Origin of the sequence: Pseudidiomarina planktonica (genome assembly GCF_900177775.1) — a bacterium.
GTDB classification, from domain to species: domain Bacteria; phylum Pseudomonadota; class Gammaproteobacteria; order Enterobacterales; family Alteromonadaceae; genus Pseudidiomarina; species Pseudidiomarina planktonica.
The window spans coordinates 286,694-312,535 of the sequence record NZ_FXWH01000001.1 but is presented as its reverse complement, the minus strand read 5'-3'; the positions used below and the strand labels follow the sequence as shown (position 1 = coordinate 312,535).

Genomic DNA, 25,842 nt, shown 5'->3' with positions numbered 1-25,842 from the left:
TAACAAGCCCATAGTTTAGCGCCGAACCAGTGCGCCGTATTGCCGGCCAAAGCTGATTCTGCTGTCGGTAATAAGCCATTGCTACAACTCGCCAAAGCCTTGCTGCTCATGCTATCTTTAGGGCATTAACATGGCTTTACAGTGGTCTGCTTTGGGCAGGCGCTGAACCCATAAGGATAGGTAACCGCTTATGTCCGCAGGACAAACTCAGGCTTCCTTAGCCAATAAGAATATTCTGCTTGGTGTTAGTGGCGGTATCGCCGCTTACAAAACACCAGATTTGGTGCGTCGATTGCGTGAGCAAGGTGCGAATGTGCGCGTGGTAATGACTCAGGGCGCAGTTGCCTTCATTACGCCGCTCACCCTGCAGGCCGTATCCGGTGAACCAGTGAGTCAGGACTTACTGGACCCCGCCGCCGAAGCCGCCATGGGTCACATTGAGCTGGCCAAGTGGGCCGATGCCATTTTAATTGCGCCAGCCAGTGCGAACACCATGGCCAGACTGGCGCATGGCTTCGCCGATGACTTACTCAGCACCTTATGTCTGGCCACAGCGGCGCCGCTAGCTATAGCACCTGCTATGAACCAACAAATGTGGGCGGCACCTGCGGTAACCGCCAACCTGGCGCTGTTACAGCAACGTGGTGTGGCTGTGTTCGGTCCGGGCAGTGGCAGTCAGGCTTGTGGTGATATTGGCGCAGGTCGCATGTTAGAGCCGCTGGAGCTGGTACAACAGTTAACTGAGCTGCTTGGCAATCAATCAGCAGCCACCACGACACCAGCGCTACTAAGCGGCAAACATATTTTAATTACCGCAGGCCCTACTCGCGAAGCTATTGACCCGGTTCGTTATTTGTCCAATGACAGCTCCGGAAAAATGGGCTTTGCCCTGGCTGGTCAGGCCGCGGCTATGGGCGCTCGCGTTACTTTAGTGGCAGGCCCTTGCCCACTGCCCACTCCGGCTGGAGTTGATCGCATTGATGTTGTTTCCACCAAAGACATGCACCAGGCGGTAATGCGTCAGGTAGCAGCGGCGGATATTTTTATTGGTTGCGCAGCGGTAGCCGATTATCGCCCTGCCGAAGTTGCTCATGAAAAGCTGAAGAAACAGCAACAAAACGAATTCACCCTGCAGTTGGTGCGCAACCCGGATATTCTTGCCGAAGTTGCAGCACTGGAAAATCCGCCGGTAACTATAGGTTTCGCCGCGGAAACCAACAATGTGGAAAGCTATGCGGTAGATAAATTGAAGCGCAAACAGCTGACCATGATTGCAGCCAACGATGTGAGTGATACAAGTATTGGCTTTAACAGCGACAATAATGCGGTAACTCTGTACTGGCACAATAGTAAACAACAGTTACAGCAACACGAGTTTACCAGTATGCCGAAAACGCAGCTGGCACAGGCAATGCTGGAGCGAATAGCCGGGCAGTTGCCAAACAATTCCTGATAGTTCTATCCATTTAATAATTCAAACTATGGACATGCAGCAACATGACAACCATTGATGTAAAAATTTTAGATGCTCGTGTGGGCGACACCATTGCCCTACCTGAATACGCCACCCCTGGTTCAGCCGGATTAGATTTACGCGCCTGCCTGGATGCCCCGTTAACTATCGAGCCGGGCGAGACCCACTTGCTCGGCACTGGCATAGCTATTCACATTGGCGATCCGGGTCTGGCCGCCACTATCCTACCCCGCTCTGGCCTTGGCCATAAACACGGTATTGTACTGGGTAATCTGGTGGGTCTGATTGATTCAGATTATCAGGGCGAGCTGAAAGTATCCTGCTGGAACCGTTCGACTACGGCCTTTACTATCGAGCCGGGCGACCGTATTGCGCAACTGGTAATTTTGCCGGTAGTGCAAGCGCAGTTTCAGGTGGTTGATAACTTCACCGAAAGCGATCGGGGTGAAGGCGGTTTCGGCCACTCAGGTAAACAGTAAAACAAGGATAGTTAACCATGACAGCACAAAAGCGTAATCGTCGCGAAGAGATTCTGCAAAGCCTGGCTACCATGTTACAAACCAGGCCTGGCCAGCGCATTACTACTGCACGTTTGGCTGCTGAATTAAGTGTTTCAGAAGCTGCGTTGTATCGTCATTTCCCTTCTAAAGCACGTATGTTTGAAGGGCTTATTGAGTTTACCGAAGACACTATTTTGTCGCGTATTAATCAGATTCTGGAAGTTGAGAAAGACACGCTCACCCGTTGTCAGGTAATTTTGAAGCTGGTGCTAACCTTTGCTGAACGCAACCCGGGCATTAGCCGTATTCTGACCGGTGACGCACTGATGGGCGAGCACGAACGCCTGCGCACCCGCGTAGAACTTTTATTTGAGAAAATAGAAAGTCAGGTAAAACAAGCACTGCGCGAACGCAAACTGCGTGAACAGGCCAGTTTCAGTTTAGATGAGGGCGTACTGGCGAACTTATTACTGGCCTATGTTGACGGCAAAGTCAGTCAATTTGTACGGTCAGATTTCAAACGCTTACCCACCACCCACTTTGATGAGCAGTGGCAGGCGATTGAACAACAGCTACTAAGCTAAACAAAAAACGCCGGTTAGGATTAAACCTAACCGGCGTTTTCAAATGATTCTGGTTGAAATTACTCTGAGGTACGAGCGCGACTAAGCAGGTTAATAGCGGCTTGCTGAGGCGTGGTGTCACCGTATAAAACATCGTACAGCTGTTCGCAAATCGGCATTTCAACGTCGTTCCGACGCGCCAGCGCAACCACTTCTTTGGTGTTGCGATAACCTTCTACCGCCTGACCAATAGATTGCATAGCTTCATCAACCGACTTGCCTTTGCCCAACGCCAAGCCGAACCGTCGGTTACGTGACTGGTTGTCGGTACAGGTAAGAATTAAATCACCAAGCCCGGCCATACCAGTAAAGGTTTCCGGTTTCGCACCTAGCTTCAAACCCAGACGGGTGAGTTCGGCTAAACCACGAGTGATTAACGCCGTACGCGCATTCGCACCAAAACCGATACCGTCGGCCATGCCAGCGCCAATGGCGATAACATTTTTCACCGCACCACCTAACTGCACACCAATAAAGTCGTCGTTGGTATACACCCGGAAGCTGCGATCACAATGCAACATATCGGACAATTCGGTGACAAACTCGGGATCGTTTGACGACATTGAAATAGCGGTAGGAAGACCTTTCGCCATTTCCAGCGCAAAGGTTGGCCCCGACAGCACTGCCAGCGAACGGCTTTCACCCAGAATGTCTTTGGCTACATCCAGTAACAGGCGGCCAGTGTCTGGCTCAAGCCCTTTGGTGGCCCAGGCAATACGAGCATTCTTTTGAAGTAATGGGCTAGCCTCAGCCAGTACTGACGAAAATGCACTACTGGGTACCACCACAACAACATTGCGCGCATCTTTTAAGGTAGCGGCAAGATCACTGGTAGCAGTTAAACAATCGGGGAATTTACAATCAGGCAGATAGCGCTGGTTCTCGCGCTCGCGTTGCATAGTGGCCATATGCTCAGCATTACGACCCCAGAGCAGGGTTTCAACGCCTTTGCGGGCAAAGCATAAAGCAAGGGCGGTCCCGTAAGATCCCGCCCCCAGAATTGTGACTTTTTGGTCACTCATATTAGTGCAGCTGTGCTTTTCAGGCGTCAGCTTGTTCTTGCGCACGCTTCTGTTGCTGTTCCATGTGCTGTGCGAAAACAGCATCAAAGTTCACTGGAGCCAGGTTCAGTTGCGGGAAGGTTGCACGGCCTACCAGGCTTGATACAACTTCACGAGCGTACGGGAACAAGATGTTTGGACAGAATGCGGCCAGCATGTGAGCGCGTTGACCTTCTTCCACCTGATCACCAATAGTGAAAATACCAGCCTGCTGCACTTCACATAAGAAAGCTACGTCGTCATCAATTTTGCTGGTAACGGTAAGCTTCAATACAACTTCGTACAGGTTGTCTTCGATTTTTTCATTCTTAACGTTTAAGTCAAGATTCAAATCAGACTTCCATTCTCTACGGAAGATTTGCGGCGAATTCGGTGCTTCAAAAGAAACATCTTTGGTGTAAACACGTTGAATTGCGAATGCTTGTTGTTGCTGTTCTTGCTCTGCGGCAGCGCCGTTTGCTTGCTGTTCTTCAGCCATGCGAAAAATTCCTATATTGATACGTTTATTTTTTAGTCATTGGGAAACTGGCACTTTGCCACGCTGATATCCCGCCTTGCATTACTGCAGCCTGACTAAACCCTGCTTTCTGTAATTGTGCTGCTACAGCTTTTGAGGTTAATCCGGTTGCACATACCACCACGATGGGGGCATCTTTAAATTTTTCAAGGCTAGCGGTGTCGTTATTCTTAACGCGTTCCGCTGTCAGGTGGATAGCACCTTGTATGTGCGCCTTCCGATATTCCTCTACTGAACGAATATCCAGAAACGCGCCGTCTTGACGATTAACCAGTAACGTAGCTTGTTGCGGCGTGTAAGTTTTTACATTTGATAACTTCGACTGCACCAAAGTGACAACCAAAGCTAATAGCAAACCTACCCACAACAGCGACATCAGGTAATGATCACCGGCAAACTCAATGAGTTGCTCCATACTGCTAAAACTCCTGTTGCTGCAGCTTAAAAACAGGCCACAGAGTATACCGATTAAGCATCGAGTTGCCAGCAAAATATGGTGCTTTCGTTATCTTCGGTCATTCCATCGGAATGTAGCCGCTAAAGATGCGTTCTTGGCTAAGATCACTTAAAATGGGTTTAACTTTTTGATTCTATTTAAAACACTGAGGTTGCCATGACGACGAATCGGACACCATTGGCCCTGTTAATTTTAGACGGTTGGGGCCACCGTGAAGCGGCTCCCGACAATGCTATTACCGCAGCCAACACCCCTAATCTGGATGCACTGTGGGATAAATACCCACACACGCTGGTGAATGGTTCCGGCGAAGCTGTTGGCTTACCAGACGGGCAAATGGGTAACTCTGAAGTTGGTCATGTGAACCTTGGTGCCGGGCGCGTGGTGTACCAAGATTTAACGCGTATTAGTAAAGCGATTGCCGACGGCGAGTTCCGCAACAACCCAGTGTTAACTGACGCTGTTGACGCTGCTATTAGTAACGACAAGGCCATTCATATTATGGGCTTGCTGTCGCCAGGCGGCGTGCACAGTCACGAAGATCATATTCTGGCCATGGTTGATTTGGCCGCTGAAAAAGGCGCCAAAACCATTTATGTGCATGGTTTCTTAGATGGCCGCGACACCCCGCCGCGCTCAGCCAAGCCAACTCTGGAGCGTTTTGAAAATCGTTTTGCTCAAGCCGGTACCGGACGCTTTGCCAGTATTTGTGGCCGTTATTTTGCGATGGACAGAGACCAACGCTGGGATCGCATTGAACAAGCCTGGCAACTGCTGGTTGACGGCAAAGGTAAACATCAGTACGACTCATCAGAAGATGCACTTGCCAATGCCTACGAGCGGGGCGAACGCGATGAATTTGTAGCGCCTACAATAATTGGCGACGCCGCACCTATTAATGATGGCGATGCGGTGTTCTTTATGAATTTCCGGGCCGACCGCGCACGTCAGCTTAGTCACGCATTTTTAGACGAAAACTTTGACGGGTTTAAACGGAACCGCAAGCCAAAGCTAAGCCAGTTCGTTATGTTGACTGAATACGATGCCCAGTTAACCGGCGGCGCGGTTGCCTATGCAGCGGAAAGTTTAAACAACGTGCTGGGCGAATGGCTGGCCAAGCATGACAAAACCCAGTTACGCATTTCGGAAACCGAGAAGTATGCACACGTTACCTTTTTCTTCAGCGGTGGTCGTGAACAAGAATTCAAAGGCGAGAAGCGTGTACTAGTGCCCTCCCCTGACGTTGCTACCTATGATTTAAAGCCAGAAATGAGTTCGGAAGAGTTAACCGACAAGCTGGTAGATGCCATTCAAAGTGGCAGCTTCGACGTGATTGTTTGTAACTATCCGAACGGTGATATGGTTGGCCACACAGGTAATTTCGATGCGGCGGTGAAAGCCTGTGAGGCCGTTGATAAAAGTGTTGGTCGCGTGGTGGAAGCCCTGCAGAAAGTTGGCGGTGAATGCCTGATTACCGCAGACCATGGTAATGCCGAACAAATGAATGACGACCATACCGGGCAGTCGCACACGGCTCATACCAGCCAGCCGGTACCCTTTATTTATGTCGGTCGGGATGCTACAGCGCGTGACGGAGCGCGGTTGTCAGATGTTGCGCCAACCATGCTGCATTTACTGGGAATGGAACAGCCGCAAGAAATGACCGGCACGCCCATTATGAAACTAAAAAACGGAGCTAAATAGCAGTGACAAAAAGCCGGCTCAGCCCAGTACTGCTTCTGTTTGTTACGCTTGCCACCCTGGCACTGCCGACAGTACAGGCACAAAGCTCCGACGCCGAAGCTGAGCGGGCCGCCACTGAAGCCCAACTTGAGGCAATTCAGCAGGAGCTGGAGAAGCGCCAGGCCGACATGGGCGAGCGTGAGCGCCGCCTGTCGCGTACCGAGCGACAGTTGCAACAAATGGAAGCGCAAATCAGTGCCGTTGCCACCGAACTAAACGACACCGAAAACGCTTTGCGTGATATCCAATTACGCTTAGATGAGCTAGCCACCCAGCTGCAACAGCTTCAAGCACAGGAAAAGCGCCAACTGGAATTACTTGAGAAACAAGTAGATACCGCTTATCGCGGTGGCCAGCATGATTTCTTGAAAATGGTATTGAATCAAAATGACCCGGCGCGGGTAGAACGTATGCTCACGTATTATCAGTATTTAAACGAAGCCCGCATTGAAGAAATTGAAGCGGTACTGGCTACCCGTGCTGAAATTGAGCAAGTGCGTGAACAGGTTGCGGCGCAGGAACAACAATTGGCTAAGCGCCAGCAGCAACAGCAACGTCAGCAAACGGTACTGCGCGAACAGCAAAGCGAGCAACAGCAATTGGTTGCCAAGTTGCAACGTGAATTGGTTTCCGACACCCAGCGCATTGAACAGCTGCGACAAGATCAGGCAGAGCTTGAGAACGTTCTTGATGCCATTATTGCGGCTTTACGCGAAGATGTTCAGCTAAACGGCTTGAGTAAGCAAAAAGGCTCATTGCGCTGGCCAACCGAAGGCCGGGTACAACGCTTGTTCGCAACGTCACGCAGTGGCTCGGTCGACTGGAAAGGGGTTTTGATTAACGGCGACTCGGGTCAAGCCGTAGTCAGCATTGCCGACGGCCGGGTGCTTTACGCCAACTGGATGCGTGGCTTTGGTTTATTACTGATCATTGACCATGGTGATGGTTACATGAGTCTGTATGGGCACAACCAAACCATACTGCCGCAAGTCGGCAGCAAAGTGCGCACCGGCGAAACTGTTGCCTTAATGGGCCAAAGTGGTGGTCGTTCTGAGCCGGCACTCTATTTCGAAATACGCGTGCGTGGTAACGCGGTGAACCCAACCCAGTGGTGTCGTTAATGTTTAAGCGGCTGCAGGTGATACCGGTAGCACTGTGCCTGGCTTTGCTCAGCATGGCTCATGCGGCAGCAGCTGCAGATAAGCCTAAGGCTCGCGTGGCGGTTATTATTGACGACGTGGGCAACAGCCGTCAGGACAGCTCGGTATTAACCATTAATAGCCCGTTAACTCTGGCTATTTTGCCGCATACGCCGCAAGCAGCGAAAATCGCCACAGCAGCAGGTCATGCAAACAAAGAAGTGATAGCCCACCTGCCCATGCAGGCACACAGTGGCAACAAGCTCGGTCCGGGCGGGCTTACCCTGGCAATGAGTCAAACGGAGTTTCAGGCAACCGTTGCTGAAGCTCTGGCATCGTTACCAACCGCCGTAGGCGTTAATAATCACATGGGTAGCCTGCTTACCGAGCAACAGCAGCCCATGCAATGGTTAATGCAGGAACTCAGTGCTCGTAAACTCTATTTTGTGGACAGCCGCACCAGCCTTGCCACGGTTGCCGAACAAACTGCGCTGGCGGCTGGTATTCCAACCTCCCGTCGCCATGTATTTCTGGATAACAGTGCTTCCGAGGAAAACCTGAACGGTCAATTCGACCAACTCATTCGGTATGCACTTAAGCACGGTGAGGCCATTGCTATTGGACATCCACACCCAGCTACCATAACCATGTTGAAACAACGGTTACCTGAGCTTGCCCGGTTAGGAATTGAAGTAGTTCCGATGTCTGAATTGCTAGTACAACAAAAGCTATTACCGCAAACAATCAGCTCGTCTGCTGCTCAAGATCAGTAAGCAAAATTAAAGCTTCGTCACGGCTACTGCCACAGCTATCCAAACTAGCAGAGAACTGATCACACACAGGCGGTCGCTCCGGTTGCCCAAATAAGCCACACAAAAAGTTATCAGTTAAGTGAATACAGCGAACCCCGGCGGGTTTCCCCTGGGGCATGCCTGGTATTGGGGAAGAGATAGATGGTGCGATGCAGCAAGCACCGCACCCTTTGCGACAATCCATTAAGCCATCGCGTTGCGTAATTTCTTCATCGCATTTTGTTCAAGTTGGCGCACACGCTCGGCTGACACTTCATATTTATTTGCCAGTTCCTGCAAAGTGCTCTTGTTGTTGTCGTCTAACCAACGCGCCCGCACTATGTCCTGACTACGTTCATCAAGCGTTTTAATAGCCGAGAACAAACGCTTCTGGGTATGCGCTTCCCAGTCTTCGTTTTCTACTTCAGTAGCCAAATCAGAGCGTTTGTCTTCCAGATACTGAGCCGGCGAATAGTTAGTGCTCTCACGCGCATCGTCATCGTCTGAACTTAACTCGAACGCCTGATCGTGGGCGCTCATACGAGCTTCCATTTCCATTACCTCTGAGGTGCTTACACCCAGAGTTTCAGCCACAGTATTTACTTCGTCTTGCGTGAACCAACCCAGACGCTTCTTCATTTTGCGTAAATTGAAGAATAATTTACGTTGTGCCTTGGTGGTAGCTACTTTCACTACACGCCAGTTACGCAATACATATTCATGAATTTCAGCTTTAATCCAATGCACCGCAAAAGACACCAGGCGAACCCCAAACGACGGGTCAAAACGTTTTACCGCTTTCATTAAACCGATATTACCTTCCTGAATCAGGTCGGCTTGTGCCAAACCATAACCGGAATAGCTACGCGCCACGTGCACCACAAAGCGCAAGTGCGACATAATAAGTTGGCGTGCGGCCTGTAAATCTTCTTCAGCAACCAAGCGTTCGGCAAGCTCTTGCTCTTCCTCTGCGCTTAGCATAGGAATGCGATTGACTGACTGAATATAGCTTTCCAGGCTCCCGCTTTGGGGAACCGCTAACGCCATTTTTGTAAGTTCAGTACTCATTCAATTACATCCTCTTTGGCAGCTTCACTTGCTGCCTCAATTGACCATTTTTTTGCTAAAAAGTTCACTGGACCAGTTATTCTAGCAAAGTGGAAGCGAAGCGCAATATTCACATCCGTTATGTTTGCTCTACATCATTATACGATTAAATATGGGGAGTGGATTACCGGGGTTCAATAGCACTTACGTGTTTTCTTACCGCTAAATAAGAGCCAATAAGCCCTAATGCTATTGCCACTGCCCATAGAATAAGCATTTCAATGCCCGTTAATCCGGCTAATTCAAACTGGCCTTCATACAGTTCTGTAATTCGCATTACAGCGCCGTCTATCCACCACAGCAGAATGAAGGTTGCCAGCCAGGCAATTACTCCACCCACAATACCGTACCACAAGCCGGTGTATAAAAATGGCCGTTGAATGTAACCATCTGTTGCACCCACCAGCTTCATTACAACAATTTCGTCGCGCTTACTTAGGATATTCAGGCGAATAGTGTTACCTACAATCAGCACCACCGACACGCATAATAAAAATGCCAAAGCGCCAAAACTATCGCGCACTAAATCCAGTAATGACTGCAAGCGGTTCAGCCATTGCACATCTAATTTACCAAAATCAACTTCGCGTTCGCGCTCAAACCGCTGCAGCAATGATTGCGCCGCTGCCGCCGAGCGCATGGATTCGGCCGGGGTTACCAACAACACATCTGGTAACGGATTATTATTCAGATAATCCAGGGCCTCGCCGAAGCCCGAGTATTCTTTAAACTCTTCCAGGGCTTCTGCTTTTGGAATCAGTTTTACACTGGCGACTTCTTTGTCTAAGCCCACCCGGCGCGTAAAGGTTTCTACTTCACGTTCATTTAAACCTTTTTGCAAAAACAAGGTTAGCTCGGAAGCTTCCTGCCACTGTGCGCCCACGGTTTGAGTATTTTTTACCACCACATAAAGCGTTGCTGGCAAGGTTAAACTTAATCCCAATACCGCCATAGTCATCATTGAGGCAAAGGGATAACGAGCCAGTTCGCCCAAACTACCGACCGCTTGTTGAGCATTGTGCACGAAGAACATGACAAAACGGCGAAAGCCGGAAATTTTTACTTTCCTGGCGCCTTGGGGGTTGCCTTTTGACGTGCTGCGATTGCGAAATAATAAACTCATGCTGACGGCTCCTGCAGGCCATCATCAATCATCTTACCCTCGCGCAGCGTGAGCGTGCGATAGCGCATACGGGCAATTAGGCCTAAGTCGTGCGTGGCAATTAACACCGCAACACCAACCTGATTAAAGGCTTCGAACAAACGGATAATATCCATTGAAAGTTTCGGATCCAGATTACCGGTAGGCTCATCGGCCAGCAGTAACGGCGGCTTGTTTACTACCGCCCGGGCAATACCCACCCGTTGCTGTTCACCACCGGACAGCATCATAGGGTAATGCCGAACTTTATCTGCCAATCCAACTTTATCGAGCGCGGCATGCACACGCTTGCGCGCTTCCTGAATGCTGTAACCTTCAATAAGCAACGGCAAAGCCACGTTATCGAATACGGTTTTGTCCATTAGCAGCCGGTGGTCCTGGAAAATCATGCCAATGTCGCGACGCACAAAAGGCACCTGACGGCGTGGAATTTTGCTCAGATCGTGATCGTTTATAAGCACCCGACCAGCCGTTGGCCGCTCCATAATGCTAATTAATTTCAGCAAGGTACTTTTGCCCGCACCCGAATGTCCGGTCAGAAATGCCATTTCACCTTTTTGTAGGTGAAAGTCGACATGGCTAAGCGCCTGGAAGCCGCCCGGATAGGTTTTACTGACCTGCTCAAATTTAATCATTGCCTGCTTCCCGTTGGCACATTTAATTTACTGTTGCTGCTGGTCGCGACGAAACAGCGCATTCACGAATTCCTTGGCTACAAATGGACGTAAATCTTCTAACCCCTCACCAACCCCAATATACCGAATTGGAATAGCAAATTGGTCGGCAATTGCAAAAATAATTCCGCCTTTGGCGGTGCCGTCGAGTTTAGTTAACGTAATACCTGTAATACCAACCGCTTCAGTAAAGAGCTTGGTTTGACTAATAGCATTCTGACCCGTGCCCGCATCCAGAGTTAGCATAACCTCGTGTGGTGCGTTTACGTCCAGTTTTTTCATCACCCTTACAACTTTTTTCAGCTCGTCCATCAGGTGTGCTTTGTTCTGTAAACGTCCGGCCGTGTCGGCAATCAGTACGTCAACGTTTCGCGCTTTGGCCGCTTCCACCGCATCATAAATAACCGACGCACTGTCAGCACCTGTGTGCTGCGCTATAACCGGAATGTCGTTGCGCTCACCCCACACCTGCAGTTGCTCCACAGCTGCGGCACGGAAGGTGTCGCCTGCCGCCAGCATCACTGACTTGCCTTCGCGCTTAAATTGTTGCGCCAGCTTGCCAATAGTGGTGGTTTTACCAACGCCATTTACGCCAACCATTAAAATAACGAAAGGCCCGTCCTGAGTTGGAATCACGAGAGGTCTGTCTACCGGCGCCAGAATTTCGGCCATGTCTTCTTGCAGCAATTCATATAAAGCTTCGGCGTCTTTCAATTGCTTGCGATTGGCTTGTTGCGTTAAGCGCTTCACAATTCGGGTAGTGGTAGGCACACCCAAATCCGCAGTTAACAACTGGGTTTCTAAATCTTCAAATAGCTCGTCATCAATTTGTTTGTCGCGGAATAATCCAAACAGACCTTCGCCGATAGAATCTGAGGTTTTGCGTAAACCGTCGGTTAAGCGCGACCACAAGCCCTTGCGGGTAGGTCGCTTGGCTGGTGCTTCGCGGGCAGCCACTTCGGCGGTAACCTGGGCGCACACTTCAGCAGCGTCGGGGGCAAGTGCGGCAGCTACGGATTCTGGTTCTTGCTCTGGTTGTGGATCTGACTCTGGCGGAGTTTCGGCCTCAGTCGGTTTTGGCTGCGACTGTTGTGGCTCTGACTGCGGCTGCTCGGGCTCAACCTGCTTAGTTTCAGCTGGCGCACTTGCCTGTTCTTCTTCATTTTGTTTCGCCTTGTCGTCAGCTTTTTCTTCCGCTTCCGGTTTCGACTCTTGGTTAGATTTAGGCTTCGACCCAAATAATCCGAAGAAAGACCCTTTTGCCATGTTTTGGAACCCCGTTTACAATACCTGCCAGATGGAAGTCAGTTTACCATGAGCAACCGCTGCTGACGACTGCTTCACGAGGCAATGCCCAAGCATTGCCCGTCACTATAGGATGTTACTTTCGCATGGCAAAATCTTCCGCCAAAAACGTCGGCAACATACGCATTATTGGTGGCCGCTGGCGTGGCCGTAAACTGGCGGTTCCCCATGCCGAAGGCTTACGTCCAACCACAGATCGCGTACGCGAAACGGTATTTAACTGGTTGCAGTTTGAATTACATGACGCCCGCGTACTGGACTTATTTGCCGGCACTGGCGCCTTGGCATTTGAAGCGCTATCACGCGGTGCCGCTCATGCGCTGATGGTAGAACAACACGCTCCCGCCGCACGTTGTCTTAGCGAAAACATAAAAACATTAAATGCAGCCGGGCAAGTACTGCAAGCCGATGCATTGAAAGTTCTGCTAACGCCACCGGAGGCGCCGTTCGATGTGGTGTTTATTGACCCACCATTTCGACAACAGTTGCTACCACAGGTTGTTAGTGCGCTGCAGCAAGGCGGCTGGCTGGCTGACAACGCCTGGATTTACGTAGAAACAGAAACCGAATTGAACGCCCAGTGGCCCGCCAACTGGCAGCTGCACCGCGAGAAGCAGGCCGGGCAAGTAAGCTATCGATTATTTCAAAAGCGAGGAAGTTAAGGTGGTCATGAAACTAGGAATTTGGCTGGGCCGGTTTATTTTCGCCATTATCTGGGCAGTATTGCTGGCTAACGTGGTATGGCCTTTTCAAGGCAGTGCCTACGGAGTATTCCTGTTGTTGCTGGGCATACTGGTAATTATGCATTTGCTGCAACTAGGCATGTTTGTAGCCACCTATAAGCACGTAATTAACTGGCGCCGGGGCGACTACTGGCAAGTGTTTATATTCGGCATTATCGGTTGGCTGGCCATTATGCATCGCCAGCGCAACCAATAGTAATCGGCAGCTATTCGGCGCCGCGAGCCTGAGCGGCAGACGGCGCCTCAATATCAACACCGATATTGGAAATACCCTCTTCCTGCACCATCGCCCGAATTTGCTGTACCAGCTCCTTCGAGGGTTTAGGCTGAGTACCATACAAAGATTCTAAGAAATGCAGCATGGCCTGCTGAATTTCAATTTCATAACCAGTGAGTTCGTGCTCCCGCAACATCTTTTCCCGATCAGGGGCATCCAAGTGCTCGCCCTCGGTGAGTTCCAGAAATTTTTGCACACTGGCCTGAGAGATTTTTGCCACATCAAGCATGTCGCTGCCATTGTTATCAATTAACCCCTGCAACAAAGTGCTGATAGCGGTACAGGCATCCATGGCCGGATAAACCCCCAGCATGTCATGCCCGTGCTCACTTGGCGCAACATCTTCAACCTTTTCCTGCCAACGGCTGAAGTTTACTTTTACCTGCTTCGGCTGCCACACCCAGTCCCAGCATGCGTTCAATGCGCTATTTAATGGCTTAGGATCGCCAAAGCCGGTTACCTGATGAAACAGCTCGTAATTCGGCAGCATGCGCTGGCACAGATAAAGCGCCATAATGGTTTGATATTCAAAGGAAAGTGCGCGTATTCGTTCAAATGTATTTAAACTAGCCATGTCGATTCCGTGCCTTCAATGGTATAAATAAGAGGTCGCGTTGCTGCAAAAGGCCGCCGGCCAGAACTGTCGCGCACTTGCGCTACGTCTGGTGTAACCTGCGCAAAGGGTCAAATTTAAGTGACCAACAGTTAGTTAATTAAATGACCGAGGGTTCTAATGTCAAAAAGCATTGATATTGCTAACTATTATCCGGCAATACAAATTGCCGCCGATATGATCGCACCCTATGCGGTCAAAACGCCTGTTCTTTGTAACGAACAGCTTAATGCGCTGACGTCTGCCAGATTATACTTTAAATGCGAAAATTTGCAGCGCACTGGTGCCTTTAAATTTCGTGGCGCCTGCCACGCGCTACTACAATTAACTTCTGACCAACGGCAAGCCGGCGTGTATACGGTGTCATCCGGTAACCACGGCGCGGCATTAGCCTGCGCAGGGCGATTGCTCGATATTGCGGTAACAGTTGCTGTTCCGCGCACTGCGCCTAAAGTAAAGCAAGAGAATATCGCCCGTTATCAGGCCAATATCATCATGATTGAGCCTGGTATGGAAGCACGCGAAGCCTTTGTGGCGCAGCAACAAGCCGATAATGGCGAGCAAACCTTTATTCCACCCTACGACCACCCACATATTATTCAGGGCCAGGGCACCGCAGCTCTGGAACTGGTTCAGCAACACCCTGAGCTAACACGGCTGCTTACCCCGCTTGGTGGTGGTGGCTTGCTTAGTGGCAGCACAGTAGTGGCGCGCCAGCATGGTATTGATGCCGTTTATGGTGCTGAACCTGCTAACGCCGACGATGCCCATGAATCACTAGCGAAGGGACATATTCAACCGGCGCGCAAACCTGTGAGTATTTGTGACGGTCTGCTCACCAGCTTGGGTAAACATACCTTTGGTATTCTGAGTGAACATCTGGATCAGGTGTTGTTAGTAGAAGATACCGACACACGCAAAGCACAGCAGCTGATTTGGCAGCATTTAAAGGTAATTGTAGAACCATCGGCAGCTATTACACTGGCAGCCGTTATTAATCATCCTGAGTTATTTAAGCACCAGGATGTAGGCATTATTTTAAGTGGTGGGAATGTCGCCTTAGCTGGCGAACAGTTTGCCTAAGTCGTGAAAGGCTTTGAACTCAAGCGCGTTGCCTGAGTAATCGTAAAAGAACATGGTGGCCTGCTCGCCGGGCTGCCCTTCAAATCGAATATGCGGCTCAATCGCAAACTTAACATCGGCTTGCTGCACACGTTCGGCAAGCGCTTTCCAGTCATCCATAGTCAGCACCACACCGAAGTGCGGAACCGGCACCGAATGCCCGTCGACAGAATTATGATGAAGTTTGGCTACCTGATCGGGTGCCAGGTGCGTTACAAACTGATGTCCGTAGAAGTTCCAGTCTACCCACTGTTCAGAACTGCGACCTTCCTGCAGTCCCAACACATCGCCATAAAAAGCACGGGCTTTGGCAATATCATCCACCGGTATGGCTAAATGAAATGGACGTAATTCTGATGCCATACTAACGACTTCTCCGGATTTAGTTTAGTGCTTGGCAGGTACCATTGAAGGACTGCGGCGCCACATACGAACACCCACAGCAACCAATAATAAACACCAGTTTAGCGGCGGTACAAAACCACTGATTAAAACAGCAAGCATATTCCACAATGGCTGACGCTGATATTGCCCGGCCAGCACGTAGAACAACAGCGCCGCCACTAACCCTTGTAATAATAGGAGGCTAAGTAGCATAGTTGTATTCCTTTATTGTTCTGTATTTTTATTGTGGAATAAGCCTACTAGTTTTTTAATCTATTGTAAAAGAATGTAAATAGCCTTGCCAGATCAGGCGCTTAACGCCCGATCCAGGTCTGCCATAAGGTCTTCTAAGTCTTCAATACCCACCGAAATGCGTACAAAGTTGTCGAGAATTCCAAGTTTTTCACGGTTTTCTTTCGGAATTGAGGCATGCGTCATAATGGCCGGATGCTCAATCAAACTTTCCACGCCACCAAGGCTTTCAGCCAGCGCAAAAATCTCTACCGATTCAAGAAAACGTCGAGCTTTTTCAATGTCGCCTTTCAGCAAAATTGAAATCATGCCACCGAAGCCACTCATTTGGCGTTTGGCCAATTCGTGCTGCGGGTGACTGGCAAGCCCTGGATAAATAACTTTCTCAACTTGCGGATGCTGCTCCAGCCACTCAGCCAGCTGCATGGCAGCCTGGTTGTGGTGCTGCATACGTAGCGCCAGCGTTTTCACGCCGCGCAGCGCCAGGTAACTGTCGAACGGACCCGCAACTGCGCCAACTGAGTTTTGCAAAAACAGCATTCTTTCCACTAAGTCGTCGTTATCGCCAACTACGGCAATACCGCCAACCATGTCAGAGTGACCGTTTAAGTATTTAGTAGCTGAGTGCATCACAATGTCAGCACCCATTTCCAGCGGGCGCTGGTTATATGGCGTGGCAAAGGTGTTGTCTACGACCACTAACAAGTCGTGCTTTTTACCCAGCTTCACAATGGCTTCAATATCAACCAATTTCAGCATTGGGTTACTTGGCGTTTCTACCCAAATCATGCGGGTTTTGTCGTTAATAGCGCCTTCAATAGCGCTAATGTCCGCTAAATCCACATAATCAAATTTAAGCCCGGCAGAACGACCACGAACTTTATCAAACAGGCGGAAAGTTCCACCGTAAAGGTCGTCCATAGCAATCACGTGATCGCCGCTGTCCAGCAATTCCATAATGGTTGAGGTGGCTGCCATGCCAGAGGCAAACGCCAGACCTTGCTTACCACCTTCCAAATTGGCAACAGAGCGCTCCCAGGCAAACCGCGTTGGGTTGTGTGAACGCGAGTATTCAAAGCCTTTGTGTACACCCGGGCTCTCCTGAATATAGGTAGAGCTGGTTACAATTGGAGGCATTACCGCACCGGTAACTGGTTCAGGCGATTGACCGCCGTGAATGGTGCGCGTAGCAAATTTCAAATTCTTGTTGTCGGACATGCTTTATTCTCCGTCTAATAAATTGTTGTCACGCATCCAGTCATTATTGTAGAGCTTGGACAAATAACGATTCCCGGTATCACAGGCTAAGGTTACTACGCGCTTTGGCTCAGTTTGATCACGACAGTAGCGTAGCGCCGCGGCTATCAGAGTACCGCTGGAGGATCCCACCATAATGCCTTCTTTCACCAGCACTTCGCGTGCGGTGTTAAAGGCCTCTTTGTCGGTAATAGCGTAGGCTTTGTTGGCCAGCTCGATATCACAGGTATCAGGGACGAAATCTTCACCAATACCTTCCGCCAGCCAACTGCCGGCTTCAACCACTTCACCGCGATTCACCATAGGTTCTAAGATACTGCCGGCAGGATCGGCCAGCACTAAATCTACTTTGGCATTCTTTTCACGTAAGAATTTACCAACACCACTTAAGGTGCCACCTGAGCCTACGCCACATACGAAGGCATCCAGCTTACCGTCCATTTGTTCCCACAACTCTGGTCCGGTAGTACGATAATGCGCGTCTACGTTGGCCTGATTAGTAAACTGGTTTACGTAAAAGTAGCCATGCTCTTCGGCTAGCCGTGCAGCCATGTCCTGGTAATACTCAGGGTGACCTTTCTGCACGTCAGAACGGGTCATAGTGACCTGTGCGCCCATTGCCTTCAGGTTGTTTACTTTTTCCTGACTCATTTTGTCGGGCATAATGATTTGCAGTGGGTAGCCTTTACTAGCCGCTACTAATGCCAGGCCCAGGCCAGTGTTACCGGCGGTGGCTTCAATAATGGTGTCACCCGGCTTAAGCTTGCCGTCTTTTTCGGCCGCTTCAATCATGCTCACCGCAATGCGGTCTTTAATAGAGCCACCTGGGTTCATTAGCTCAAGTTTTAAATAGAGCTCGCACGGCCCGGTATCCATGTTGCTTACCTTCAGCATTGGCGTTTTGCCAATCATATCCAGTACGTTCGTGAAAACTTTCATGCGTTGTCCCTTTTGTGTTGGGCGAATTAACTTTGCCTCGGGTTCGTTCAATTACCGCTGCAAAGCATGCGCGAAATATGCTCGCTATTATCCATGAAGCAGACCCGTTATGCCAATGTCCCAAGGCAATTCTGTTCATGCTTTTTGGTATAAGTTATGGCAAAGTGTAGGTTCGAATTTTCAAGAGGCAAGTATCATGACCAAAGCACGTGCAGTTCGTTTTCTCCCAATTACTCTGGCATCTGTACTGTTCCTCAGTGCTTGTGATCAAACTACCGAGCCTGGTTCAGCAGCAGTTGCGTCCGAAGATGTTCAGCAGCAGTTTATAGCGAATATCACTGCGCATTGCGGTAAAGCTTTTGAAGGCGAAGTGGTAAGCGACGATACCGACGACAGCGTGTGGCAACAACGGCTGGTCATGCACATTCGCGACTGTGCTGTTGACGAAGTGAAAATTCCACTACATGTAGGTGAAGACCGCTCACGTACCTGGGTTATCAGCGAAACCGATACCGGCCTGCAACTGCAGCATATTCACCTGCATGAAGACGGCACGCCCGATGCCACCTCGCCTTATGGCGGTCACACCAATGAACCCGGCACCGCAAATCAACAAGCCTTCCCGGTTGACGAAGCTAGCAAAACTATTTTTGCTGCGAACAACTTAATTGCCTCTCAGCAAAACACCTGGACGATTACCTTTATTGATGACAACACTTTTAGTTATCAATTGTCGCGTCCGGGCCGCTTGTTCGAGGTTCATTTTGATTTAACCAAGCCAGTTGACGTACCACCGCCGGCGTGGGGATATGAGCCTGACGCTCAGTAAGGAACTTCCGAAGTTTATGCACTACATTGATTTACGTAGCGACACCGTTACCCGCCCTACCGCCGCTATGCGCGCCATTATGGCCGCTGCGCCGGTAGGCGATGATGTGTTCGGTGATGACCCAACCATAAATGCGCTGGAACAACGCGTTGCCAAATTTAGTGGCAAAGCCGACGCCATTTTGTGCAGCAGTGGTACCCAGAGTAATTTATTGGGTTTACTTAGCCATTGCCAGCGCGGCGAAGAATATCTGGTTGGCCAGGAATACCACACCTACAGATACGAAGCCGGTGGCGCCGCAGTTTTAGGTGGCATAGTACCGCAGCCGTTTGAAGTACAAAGTGACGGCACGCTTGATTTGAACCTGGTTGAACAGCGTATTAAGCCCGATGACCCACACTTTCCAATCACCCGTGTGCTGGCTCTGGAGAACACGCACACCGGGAAAGTCATTCCGCAGTCCTACATGCAAAAGGCGCGTGAACTGGTCAATCGCCACGGATTACAATTGCACTTAGACGGCGCCCGTATTGCCAATGCCGCAGTAGCAACAGGCTCCTCAGTAGCCGAATTAGGCCAGCCATTCGACAGTGTCTCTATTTGCTTTTCAAAAGGGCTTGGTGCCCCGGTGGGTTCACTACTTTGTGGCTCTGAGGCACTCATTGCCAAAGCGCGCCGGTGGCGCAAAATGCTGGGCGGCGGTATGCGCCAGGCCGGTATTCTAGCGGCAGCCATTGATCACAGCATTGAGCATCATGTGGAACGACTTGCTGAAGACCACGCCAATGCCGCGCAACTTGCCGACTTACTACAAGACATTGACGCCATTCGGGTAGAACCCCAGCACACCAATATGGTGTATCTGAACCTGCCCGACACTGACACCGCCAAAGCATTAGCCGACCATTTAATGGCTCAGCAGATTCGCGTACCTGCCAGCCAGCGCATGCGCTTAGTAACGCACTTAGACGTTACTGCTGGTGACATTGCCACGGTTAGTTCGGCTATTCATGAGTTTTTTGCCAGGCGCGGGTAGTTGAACGACAGCCAAATTTTGATTATTTGGTGGCTCGGATAGAGAACAACCTTTATAACTACTCCTGATGAGAAGCAACAAACAGCGGAGTATTTCAGAGTGAACGAATTTGGCATACTTTTAGTGATACTTCTAGTGTCGGTTCCAACTCTCGTTGCGTCTTATCTAGTCGGCGTGAAAAAGAAGATGAACATGCTCGCGGGATGGAACCCTGATAAATACAAAGAACATGACAAAATAGGTAGCATTTTTGGCCGTGCTTTGTTCGCTTTGTCCGTATTATCTTTTATTGGATGTGCCATGCTCTATCAAGACCCCTCATACGAACACCTATTTGGATTGATGCTATTGCTTGGTGTTGTTTTTATTATCGTCAGCGCTATTTATTGCAACCTTAAGTATCGAAAGAATTAAGAATCCGGAACCTATAAATCGCGGAGTTGTTGTAGCAACCGGTCCAGTGCGCGGTAGCTCAGTGCTTCGGCCAGGTGCTGGCGGCTTATAGTATTCACGCCTTCAAGATCGGCGATAGTACGGGCCAGTCGCAATAGGCGATGATAAGCGCGGTGCGATAGGCCAAACTTGTCGATTGCCTTTACCAGAAACCCGTGGTCTTCCTCAGTAAGTAAGCAATGCTTGGTTAGCTGCTTAGTGTTCAGTTCGCTGTTTAAGCACTGCTGGCGGTTATGTTGGCGTTCCCTTGCCTGCACCACTAATTTGCGCCAACTGTTGCTGAGCGGTTCATGAACGGGTTGTTGCTGTTGCAGTGCTTCTGGTTGCCGGGGAACGGATACTTGCATATCGATGCGATCGAGCAGAGGTCCCGACAACTTGTTTAGGTATTTTAGGATTTGATCCGGGGTGGCTCGGGCGCTACTTAAGTCGCCATCAAAATGACCGCAGGGCGAAGGATTAAGTGCACAAATAAGCTGGAATTTTGCCGGAAACGTAGTCTGTTGTGCGGCACGACTAATGGTCACGCATCCAGCTTCAAGGGGTTCGCGCAGGCAGTCTAATACGTGACGTGAAAACTCGGGTAATTCGTCTAAGAAAAGAACATTTTGATGCGCCAGCGAGATTTCTCCAGGTCGCGGCGGAGAACCTGTCAATTCCCACAATAAATGCTAACACTAAAACATAAGAATGCGGCCTATAGGCATTTATTTCCGAAATAAATACTATTGAAATTCCCATAATAGATGATAAATTGTCATAAATTCCCGAAATAGCTGCGAATAAATTGAAATATCAAACGCCCGTACGTAAAATTCCCACGAACCGTCGCAGCAGTAGAGGTTATTATGCGTTCAGGGGACAAGAAAGTATTCCTCACGAATCTACAGTGGAGCGTGACTTCATTATGCAAATGGAGTTTGACGCGAATGTTGCTAAGGTGGTCTCTCAGCCAATTGAACTGTCCTACATAGACATGAGCGGCAGGCGCCAACGTTACACGCCCGACTATTTAGTTTACTTCCGCTCATCAAACGTCAAACCATGGCTCGTTGAAGTAAAAGAGCGCGATGAAATTAAGAAAGACTTCGGAAAGCTAAGACTGAAATTTGCAGCAGGTTTTGCTGAAGCGAAAAAGCAAGGTTGGATTTTCAAAATATGTGATGATATGCGCATTCGAGGATTACGGCTTGAGAACATTCGAAAACTAAAAAATTTTTCATCACATAGCGTATCGGCCGAATTACGAGAAAAACTTCTGACATCCCTCGCCACCATTAATACACCGTCAACTGTCCAAGCATTTTTGGAAAGCTACACGAATAACCGAAATGACTACCTAACTAATATAAGTCGGATTTGGTGGTTGACTCTTCAACATGATATCGAACTTGATCTATCAACTCCTCTTTCTGAAAAAACTATCATCCTTAAGGTGAAGTCAAATGACTGACCTGCACAAGCTATCAAAATCGAAGGTACAGTTACGCCGAGGCTCATTGCTGAAGATGGATGATGGCGACTACTTACTTAAAGAGTTCCTAACGTCGTCAGAAGTATTGCTTCAAAAAGTAGACGATAAAGACGTAAAAGTCGCCAAACTACAAGACATTGTCACTGATGTTATTCAAGCAGCGCCGAGCGAACACTTAGCGTCTGACGAAATACTCGCCATTCCTCCCGATGAATTAAAAGCAGCCAAGCGGAAGTTTAAAGCCATAGAGCCTATTTTGGAGCTTGGACCTACTGCATCAGTGCAAGACATAAAGATACAAGCCGTGAAGTCTGGAGTTCATTACACAACACTATACCGGTGGCTTAATGCGTATTTAGCCACGAACTCACTGGTAAGCCTTATCAACCAAAAGCGCGGTTGGCAAAGAAAGAACATACGTACTAGTGACGACGTGAATAAGATAATCGAGCATTGCATAGCAAACTACTACCTCACTAAAGCTCGATTCACACCAAAGATGGTGTACGACCGAATTAAAGAGGCATGCAAGAGCGCTGGACTCAAAGCGCCGGCCCAATCAACCATCTATAGAAGAATTAACTTGGTACCTGAAGAGCGACGACTTCGCTCTCGCGGACATTTGGATCTTGCTAACAACCGCTTTTCGGCTCGGGCCGGGAGATTCCCAAATGTAGATTCAATATTAAGCGTTATTCAAGTCGATCACACACCCCTAGATATCATCATTGTTGATGATGAGCACCGTGAATCAATTAAACGTGTTTGGCTTACCATGGCGATTGATATCTATTCACGGATGGTAACTGGCTTTTATCTCTCATTAGATGCCCCCAGCACGACCTCGGTAGCCATGTGCTTATCACACTCGATACTACCTAAGCAGCAATGGCTTAAGCACTTAGATATAGCTCTTGATTGGTACGTATGGGGCATCCCTAAAAAAGTACACGTTGATAATGGTGCTGATTTTACTTCAGATGCCTTGCGAATAGGTTGCTTAGAGAACAACATAAACTTAGAGTTTCGCCCCGTTGCAAAGCCGCAATACGGTGGGCACATTGAACGACTTCTTGGCGCTTTTCAAAACCGACTAAAAGCGCTTGATGGTAAAACCTTTAATAGCCCCAAAGTACGCGGCTCTTACGACTCAGAAAAGAACGCAATATTTGACTTTAATTCACTTGAGCGTTGGCTAACTAACGCGATTATTGAGTATCACCATACAAACCACGAAAGTATCGGGGTGCCGCCAACGACCAAGTGGATGATGTCTGTTGAGGGCGAGCTTGAAGAGTTACCCCACGGTTGGCCGGACGTCCCAGCAGATCCACTATCAATTGAGATTAGCTTTTTACCCTACAAAGAACGTACGATCCGATCGCAGGGTGTCGTTTGGGATGGTATTTATTATTTCTCTGACAATATTCGGCATCTGATCGGCATCCGTGATCAAGAAACTCGCAAGCCTCGGAAATATGTTGTAAGGCGAGATCCCAGAAATATTCGATACGTTTGGGTGTACGATGAAGACATAAAGAGCTACCACAAAGTTGGGCTTGCAGACCCAACTCTCAATTTCACAAGCATTTGGGAACTCAACGAAGCGAAGCTTTATTTGAAGAAAAAGGGGCAATCTGAGTACAACCAGAACATGCTATCCCGAGCTGTAAATAATATGCGCGAAATAGAAGAGAAAGCTCGCAAAAAAACAAAAGACGCGCGACGCAAAACACAACGCAAGAAAAACCATCAAAAGACCATCACTCCCGCCCAGCATTTTGCTGCTAAAGAAGAATCAAACGCTATCTCAACCGAAATATCCCCCGAACAAGAGGTAGACGATTGGGACTCAGGCGATGAAATCGACATTTTCGATATTGAGTAACACACTATGGACCAGTTCAAACATCTATCACCCAAGTTTAAAGAAGTTGCCGCTCAATCTAATGAAAACAGAATTGAGTTTCTTAAGCAAAAACGATGGATTAGTTATCCAGTGGCCAACCGTGTGTTAGATGTGTTTGCAGAAACACTCAATCACCCCAAACAAGCTCGGATGCCATCAATCCTGTTTATTGGGGAGTCGAATAACGGTAAGACCTCAATGATCGAGCGGTTTTCCCACTTACACGGACAAAGCTATACCTGCGAAGAGACCGAACTGCTTATTAAGCCCGTTGTGGCGATTGAATTATCCGGTCCGAACATGCGTGATTTGTACTATACGATTCTTCAAGAGTTTTGGGCCCCAATTACTCCCAACGAGACCCTTGCCATGCTCCGGCGTACAGCTATCGACCAAATGATGCAGAGCAAAACAAAATTATTAATCATTGATGAGTTCCACACACTTATGAATGGTACCGCTAGAGCTCGAAGTGAAATACTGGCGGAGATTAAACGAATTTCAAATAAACTTCGGATCCCAGTAATTGCAAGCGGCGTCCCTAATGCTGCGAATGTGATAAGAGAGGATGCTCAGATCCAGAGTCGCTTTTCCATCGTTCGTTTACCTCTTTGGGAAAAGGGAAAAGATTTTATTTCGTTGCTAAAAACATTCGAAACAATGCTGCCCTTGCGTAAACCATCGAACCTTGCGAGCCGTGAAATTGGTGAGAAAATTCTTAATATCTCAAAAGGAAATTTAGGAAATATTCACGGACTACTGCAAGTTTGCGCAATAGAAGCTATAAATAATGGAACAGAGCAGATTGATAAATCAATCGTGGAGTCTTTCTCGTGGTATACACCAACGGAAGGGCCGCGGGAAATTCAGTTGTAAGAGGTCCATGGCCCGCTCGACTTAAACCCCTAGATGATGAGAGCTTATCCTCTTGGCTTGTTCGTGCAAGTCTAGCCAACCGCTCGACGCCCTCACAAATTGTTAATCACGTATGGCCAAAGTGGCGTGCTTGGACACGGGATGTTGACCGTGGTTTAGATGTTTCTCAAACGAATGCACTCACCCAAATTTCTACACTTCATCCTGAAGTAATTAAGCAAATGTTACTAGCCCCAATAGTTCAGAAAATCACAGGCAAAGATAGTCTGAGCAACTCAATTGCATGGAAATGGGTAGTTCAACGCAGTACTAGAAGCGTAAACACCAACCGTTCAACTCAGTTCTGCCCTGAGTGCCTGCGCACTGACCATAAACCATACTTGCGCCTTAAATGGCGACTCTCCTTCATTACTATCTGTACCAAACACCAAGTAGAACTTCTTGACTGTTGCCCGCAATGTGGGGAGTCTGTTGAGATCCACAAGCTCAAACGAGGAAAACTAAAGTATTGTGCTCATTGTCGGTGGGATATCAGTGATACAGATACGGTAAATTGTAACCCAGGCATCCTAATACTTACGGAACAGCTTATAAGTGAGCTAAGAAATAAAGAGAAAGCCGAGTCTAAGTTTGAGTTGTTACGTTTCACAATAGCATTGCTTCGTCGGTTAACTGATTCAAAATACGCCATTACAGATCCACTGCTTCTGAGTCTCGCAGCACAAACGGATGAATGCAGACTTTCTGATATTAGGAGGCTATCGTTTGACTGGCTCAACTCCGACGACCGCCGCAACTTACTCACAATGACAGCTCCGCTTATAGAACTGCCACCAAAGGAGTTAGCTTCTGTTCTCCTAAACTCAGGCATCCCAATTGGTCGACTTAGAAGTTTCGTGCCACACCTCCCAAAGTCATTAGAGCAACACTTTCCACGAAGAGAGACTAAATCATGTCGATTAAATAAAACTTCACCTAAAAGCTCACTTAAACCAACACCCAAGCGACTTGTCCAAAGACGCTGGGAAACGTTCTTGAAGAAGCATGGGCTGTCATGATGGACGATCTAAGACAATGCGACCAATGCAAACAATACGCAGATACTATTCATCGTAAGTATCGCGG

At 48.8% G+C, this 25,842-nt stretch carries 30 protein-coding genes; 16 read left to right on the top strand and 14 right to left on the bottom strand.

Annotated features, from left to right (window positions below; all coding sequences use genetic code 11):
* Positions 1-190 precede the first annotated feature (190 nt).
* The 3 genes from coaBC to slmA are packed head-to-tail and all read left to right on the top strand — an operon-like array spanning position 191 to position 2,558.
* Positions 191-1,453 (top strand): bifunctional phosphopantothenoylcysteine decarboxylase/phosphopantothenate--cysteine ligase CoaBC, encoded by a 1,263-nt coding sequence (gene coaBC / locus CCE91_RS01425; RefSeq protein WP_086433481.1) that lies wholly within the window; start codon positions 191-193, stop codon positions 1,451-1,453.
* A 44-nt stretch (positions 1,454-1,497) separates the two neighbouring features.
* Positions 1,498-1,953 (top strand): dUTP diphosphatase, encoded by a 456-nt coding sequence (dut, locus tag CCE91_RS01420; RefSeq protein WP_086433480.1) that lies wholly within the window; start codon positions 1,498-1,500, stop codon positions 1,951-1,953.
* Positions 1,954-1,970: 17 nt separating this feature from the next.
* Positions 1,971-2,558 (top strand): nucleoid occlusion factor SlmA, encoded by a 588-nt coding sequence (gene slmA, locus CCE91_RS01415; protein WP_086433479.1) that lies wholly within the window; start codon positions 1,971-1,973, stop codon positions 2,556-2,558.
* A gap of 59 nt (positions 2,559-2,617) precedes the next feature.
* Here the strand turns inward: slmA and gpsA are convergent, their stop codons facing one another.
* From gpsA to CCE91_RS01400, 3 genes are read right to left on the bottom strand one after another with little or no spacing between them, the layout of a single operon-like run.
* Complete coding sequence (gene gpsA, locus CCE91_RS01410; RefSeq protein WP_086433478.1) at positions 2,618-3,619, bottom strand: NAD(P)H-dependent glycerol-3-phosphate dehydrogenase; 1,002 nt, start codon at positions 3,617-3,619, stop codon at positions 2,618-2,620.
* Positions 3,620-3,638: 19 nt separating this feature from the next.
* A complete protein-coding gene (secB, locus tag CCE91_RS01405; protein ID WP_086433477.1) occupies positions 3,639-4,136 on the bottom strand; it encodes a protein-export chaperone SecB in 498 nt (165 codons plus the stop codon).
* A 25-nt stretch (positions 4,137-4,161) separates the two neighbouring features.
* Positions 4,162-4,590: a rhodanese-like domain-containing protein gene (locus CCE91_RS01400; RefSeq protein WP_086433476.1), complete on the bottom strand. Its 429-nt coding sequence runs from the start codon at positions 4,588-4,590 to the stop codon at positions 4,162-4,164.
* Positions 4,591-4,788: 198 nt separating this feature from the next.
* On the opposite strand from CCE91_RS01400, the gene gpmI reads away from it, so the two are divergent.
* From gpmI to CCE91_RS01385, 3 genes are read left to right on the top strand one after another with little or no spacing between them, the layout of a single operon-like run.
* A complete protein-coding gene (gene gpmI, locus CCE91_RS01395; RefSeq protein WP_086433475.1) occupies positions 4,789-6,336 on the top strand; it encodes a 2,3-bisphosphoglycerate-independent phosphoglycerate mutase in 1,548 nt (515 codons plus the stop codon).
* A 2-nt stretch (positions 6,337-6,338) separates the two neighbouring features.
* Positions 6,339-7,496 carry a murein hydrolase activator EnvC family protein gene (locus CCE91_RS01390; RefSeq protein ID WP_234996232.1) on the top strand — a complete coding sequence of 386 codons (1,158 nt, stop codon included), beginning with the start codon at positions 6,339-6,341 and terminating at the stop codon, positions 7,494-7,496.
* Positions 7,496-8,287, top strand: coding sequence for a divergent polysaccharide deacetylase family protein (locus CCE91_RS01385; RefSeq protein ID WP_086433473.1), 792 nt, complete (start codon positions 7,496-7,498; stop codon positions 8,285-8,287). Before CCE91_RS01390 ends, CCE91_RS01385 begins: the two co-directional genes overlap by 1 nt.
* Here the strand turns inward: CCE91_RS01385 and CCE91_RS01380 are convergent.
* The 5 genes from CCE91_RS01380 to ftsY form a co-directional block, all read right to left on the bottom strand.
* Entirely contained in the window at positions 8,259-8,510 is a 252-nt protein-coding gene (locus CCE91_RS01380) for a YkgJ family cysteine cluster protein (RefSeq protein ID WP_086433472.1), read from the bottom strand. The two genes, CCE91_RS01385 and CCE91_RS01380, sit on opposite strands and share 29 nt — an antisense overlap.
* The gene (gene rpoH / locus CCE91_RS01375; RefSeq protein ID WP_086433471.1) at positions 8,510-9,373 is read right to left on the bottom strand and encodes an RNA polymerase sigma factor RpoH; all 864 of its coding nucleotides are present in this window, start codon (positions 9,371-9,373) and stop codon (positions 8,510-8,512) included. The genes CCE91_RS01380 and rpoH overlap by 1 nt, the downstream gene beginning before the upstream one ends.
* A 163-nt stretch (positions 9,374-9,536) precedes the next feature.
* On the bottom strand, positions 9,537-10,535 hold the full coding sequence (gene ftsX, locus CCE91_RS01370; RefSeq protein ID WP_086433470.1) for a permease-like cell division protein FtsX: 999 nt from the start codon (positions 10,533-10,535) through the stop codon (positions 9,537-9,539).
* On the bottom strand, positions 10,532-11,209 hold the full coding sequence (ftsE, locus tag CCE91_RS01365; RefSeq protein WP_086433469.1) for a cell division ATP-binding protein FtsE: 678 nt from the start codon (positions 11,207-11,209) through the stop codon (positions 10,532-10,534). The genes ftsX and ftsE overlap by 4 nt, the downstream gene beginning before the upstream one ends.
* 27 nt (positions 11,210-11,236) lie before the next feature.
* Positions 11,237-12,514 carry a signal recognition particle-docking protein FtsY gene (ftsY, locus tag CCE91_RS01360; RefSeq protein WP_086433468.1) on the bottom strand — a complete coding sequence of 426 codons (1,278 nt, stop codon included), beginning with the start codon at positions 12,512-12,514 and terminating at the stop codon, positions 11,237-11,239.
* 125 nt (positions 12,515-12,639) lie between these two features.
* Here ftsY and rsmD point away from each other — a divergent pair, with 125 nt between their 5' ends.
* Both rsmD and CCE91_RS01350 read left to right on the top strand, forming a co-directional pair.
* Complete coding sequence (gene rsmD / locus CCE91_RS01355) at positions 12,640-13,215, top strand: 16S rRNA (guanine(966)-N(2))-methyltransferase RsmD (RefSeq protein WP_086433467.1); 576 nt, start codon at positions 12,640-12,642, stop codon at positions 13,213-13,215.
* Positions 13,216-13,222: 7 nt separating this feature from the next.
* Complete coding sequence (locus CCE91_RS01350; RefSeq protein WP_086433466.1) at positions 13,223-13,492, top strand: DUF1145 domain-containing protein; 270 nt, start codon at positions 13,223-13,225, stop codon at positions 13,490-13,492.
* A gap of 10 nt (positions 13,493-13,502) precedes the next feature.
* Here the strand turns inward: CCE91_RS01350 and CCE91_RS01345 are convergent, their stop codons facing one another.
* Positions 13,503-14,147, bottom strand: a complete 645-nt coding sequence (locus tag CCE91_RS01345) for a YjaG family protein (protein WP_086433465.1) — start codon at positions 14,145-14,147, stop codon at positions 13,503-13,505.
* 159 nt (positions 14,148-14,306) lie between these two features.
* Here CCE91_RS01345 and CCE91_RS01340 point away from each other — a divergent pair, with 159 nt between their 5' ends.
* A complete protein-coding gene (locus tag CCE91_RS01340; protein WP_086433464.1) occupies positions 14,307-15,269 on the top strand; it encodes a threonine ammonia-lyase in 963 nt (320 codons plus the stop codon).
* On the opposite strand, the gene CCE91_RS01335 is transcribed toward CCE91_RS01340, so the two are convergent.
* From CCE91_RS01335 to CCE91_RS01320, 4 genes are all read right to left on the bottom strand, one after another.
* Positions 15,246-15,671, bottom strand: a complete 426-nt coding sequence (locus CCE91_RS01335; RefSeq protein ID WP_086433463.1) for a VOC family protein — start codon at positions 15,669-15,671, stop codon at positions 15,246-15,248. The two genes, CCE91_RS01340 and CCE91_RS01335, sit on opposite strands and share 24 nt — an antisense overlap.
* 24 nt (positions 15,672-15,695) lie before the next feature.
* On the bottom strand, positions 15,696-15,905 hold the full coding sequence (locus tag CCE91_RS01330) for a hypothetical protein (RefSeq protein WP_086433462.1): 210 nt from the start codon (positions 15,903-15,905) through the stop codon (positions 15,696-15,698).
* Positions 15,906-15,998: 93 nt separating this feature from the next.
* Complete coding sequence (locus CCE91_RS01325; protein WP_086433461.1) at positions 15,999-17,162, bottom strand: cystathionine gamma-synthase; 1,164 nt, start codon at positions 17,160-17,162, stop codon at positions 15,999-16,001.
* A gap of 3 nt (positions 17,163-17,165) precedes the next feature.
* Entirely contained in the window at positions 17,166-18,140 is a 975-nt protein-coding gene (locus tag CCE91_RS01320; RefSeq protein WP_086433460.1) for a PLP-dependent cysteine synthase family protein, read from the bottom strand.
* Between the two features lie 196 nt (positions 18,141-18,336).
* Between CCE91_RS01320 and CCE91_RS01315 the strand changes: the two genes are divergently transcribed.
* The 3 genes from CCE91_RS01315 to CCE91_RS01305 all read left to right on the top strand — a co-directional run bounded on the left by CCE91_RS01315 (position 18,337) and on the right by CCE91_RS01305 (position 20,419).
* Positions 18,337-18,969, top strand: a complete 633-nt coding sequence (locus CCE91_RS01315; RefSeq protein WP_086434793.1) for a hypothetical protein — start codon at positions 18,337-18,339, stop codon at positions 18,967-18,969.
* Positions 18,950-20,005: a low-specificity L-threonine aldolase gene (gene ltaE, locus CCE91_RS01310; protein ID WP_234996231.1), complete on the top strand. Its 1,056-nt coding sequence runs from the start codon at positions 18,950-18,952 to the stop codon at positions 20,003-20,005. The genes CCE91_RS01315 and ltaE overlap by 20 nt, the downstream gene beginning before the upstream one ends.
* Positions 20,006-20,104: 99 nt before the next feature.
* Entirely contained in the window at positions 20,105-20,419 is a 315-nt protein-coding gene (locus CCE91_RS01305) for a hypothetical protein (protein ID WP_086433458.1), read from the top strand.
* An 11-nt stretch (positions 20,420-20,430) separates the two neighbouring features.
* Here the strand turns inward: CCE91_RS01305 and CCE91_RS01300 are convergent, their stop codons facing one another.
* Positions 20,431-21,114, bottom strand: a complete 684-nt coding sequence (locus CCE91_RS01300) for an ATP-binding protein (RefSeq protein WP_234996230.1) — start codon at positions 21,112-21,114, stop codon at positions 20,431-20,433.
* Between the two features lie 251 nt (positions 21,115-21,365).
* Between CCE91_RS01300 and CCE91_RS01295 the strand changes: the two genes are divergently transcribed.
* Genes CCE91_RS01295 through CCE91_RS12395 form a run of 4 tightly spaced genes read left to right on the top strand, consistent with a single transcriptional unit; the run spans position 21,366 to position 25,775 of the window.
* Complete coding sequence (locus CCE91_RS01295; RefSeq protein WP_086433456.1) at positions 21,366-21,911, top strand: TnsA endonuclease N-terminal domain-containing protein; 546 nt, start codon at positions 21,366-21,368, stop codon at positions 21,909-21,911.
* Positions 21,904-23,820: a Mu transposase C-terminal domain-containing protein gene (locus tag CCE91_RS01290; protein WP_086433455.1), complete on the top strand. Its 1,917-nt coding sequence runs from the start codon at positions 21,904-21,906 to the stop codon at positions 23,818-23,820. The genes CCE91_RS01295 and CCE91_RS01290 overlap by 8 nt, the downstream gene beginning before the upstream one ends.
* A gap of 6 nt (positions 23,821-23,826) precedes the next feature.
* On the top strand, positions 23,827-24,717 hold the full coding sequence (locus CCE91_RS01285) for a TniB family NTP-binding protein (RefSeq protein WP_086433454.1): 891 nt from the start codon (positions 23,827-23,829) through the stop codon (positions 24,715-24,717).
* Positions 24,675-25,775, top strand: a complete 1,101-nt coding sequence (locus CCE91_RS12395; RefSeq protein WP_157984148.1) for a TniQ family protein — start codon at positions 24,675-24,677, stop codon at positions 25,773-25,775. The genes CCE91_RS01285 and CCE91_RS12395 overlap by 43 nt, the downstream gene beginning before the upstream one ends.
* Positions 25,776-25,842: the final 67 nt, after the last annotated feature.

Coding starts and splice junctions, on each gene's coding strand:
- CCE91_RS01400 (WP_086433476.1), bottom strand. CDS start 4,590: ATGGAGCAACTCATTGAGTTTGCCGGTGATCATTACCTGATGTCGCTG.
- CCE91_RS01325 (WP_086433461.1), bottom strand. CDS start 17,162: ATGTCCGACAACAAGAATTTGAAATTTGCTACGCGCACCATTCACGGC.
- slmA (WP_086433479.1), top strand. CDS start 1,971: ATGACAGCACAAAAGCGTAATCGTCGCGAAGAGATTCTGCAAAGCCTG.
- CCE91_RS01290 (WP_086433455.1), top strand. CDS start 21,904: ATGACTGACCTGCACAAGCTATCAAAATCGAAGGTACAGTTACGCCGA.
- CCE91_RS01380 (WP_086433472.1), bottom strand. CDS start 8,510: ATGGATTGTCGCAAAGGGTGCGGTGCTTGCTGCATCGCACCATCTATC.
- CCE91_RS01340 (WP_086433464.1), top strand. CDS start 14,307: ATGTCAAAAAGCATTGATATTGCTAACTATTATCCGGCAATACAAATT.
- ftsE (WP_086433469.1), bottom strand. CDS start 11,209: ATGATTAAATTTGAGCAGGTCAGTAAAACCTATCCGGGCGGCTTCCAG.
- gpmI (WP_086433475.1), top strand. CDS start 4,789: ATGACGACGAATCGGACACCATTGGCCCTGTTAATTTTAGACGGTTGG.
- CCE91_RS01315 (WP_086434793.1), top strand. CDS start 18,337: ATGACCAAAGCACGTGCAGTTCGTTTTCTCCCAATTACTCTGGCATCT.
- ftsX (WP_086433470.1), bottom strand. CDS start 10,535: ATGAGTTTATTATTTCGCAATCGCAGCACGTCAAAAGGCAACCCCCAA.
- dut (WP_086433480.1), top strand. CDS start 1,498: ATGACAACCATTGATGTAAAAATTTTAGATGCTCGTGTGGGCGACACC.
- secB (WP_086433477.1), bottom strand. CDS start 4,136: ATGGCTGAAGAACAGCAAGCAAACGGCGCTGCCGCAGAGCAAGAACAG.
- gpsA (WP_086433478.1), bottom strand. CDS start 3,619: ATGAGTGACCAAAAAGTCACAATTCTGGGGGCGGGATCTTACGGGACC.
- ltaE (WP_234996231.1), top strand. CDS start 18,950: ATGAGCCTGACGCTCAGTAAGGAACTTCCGAAGTTTATGCACTACATT.
- CCE91_RS01350 (WP_086433466.1), top strand. CDS start 13,223: ATGAAACTAGGAATTTGGCTGGGCCGGTTTATTTTCGCCATTATCTGG.
- rsmD (WP_086433467.1), top strand. CDS start 12,640: ATGGCAAAATCTTCCGCCAAAAACGTCGGCAACATACGCATTATTGGT.
- CCE91_RS01385 (WP_086433473.1), top strand. CDS start 7,496: ATGTTTAAGCGGCTGCAGGTGATACCGGTAGCACTGTGCCTGGCTTTG.
- CCE91_RS01330 (WP_086433462.1), bottom strand. CDS start 15,905: ATGCTACTTAGCCTCCTATTATTACAAGGGTTAGTGGCGGCGCTGTTG.
- ftsY (WP_086433468.1), bottom strand. CDS start 12,514: ATGGCAAAAGGGTCTTTCTTCGGATTATTTGGGTCGAAGCCTAAATCT.
- rpoH (WP_086433471.1), bottom strand. CDS start 9,373: ATGAGTACTGAACTTACAAAAATGGCGTTAGCGGTTCCCCAAAGCGGG.
- CCE91_RS01345 (WP_086433465.1), bottom strand. CDS start 14,147: ATGGCTAGTTTAAATACATTTGAACGAATACGCGCACTTTCCTTTGAA.
- CCE91_RS01285 (WP_086433454.1), top strand. CDS start 23,827: ATGGACCAGTTCAAACATCTATCACCCAAGTTTAAAGAAGTTGCCGCT.
- coaBC (WP_086433481.1), top strand. CDS start 191: ATGTCCGCAGGACAAACTCAGGCTTCCTTAGCCAATAAGAATATTCTG.
- CCE91_RS01335 (WP_086433463.1), bottom strand. CDS start 15,671: ATGGCATCAGAATTACGTCCATTTCATTTAGCCATACCGGTGGATGAT.
- CCE91_RS01320 (WP_086433460.1), bottom strand. CDS start 18,140: ATGAAAGTTTTCACGAACGTACTGGATATGATTGGCAAAACGCCAATG.
- CCE91_RS01295 (WP_086433456.1), top strand. CDS start 21,366: ATGCAAATGGAGTTTGACGCGAATGTTGCTAAGGTGGTCTCTCAGCCA.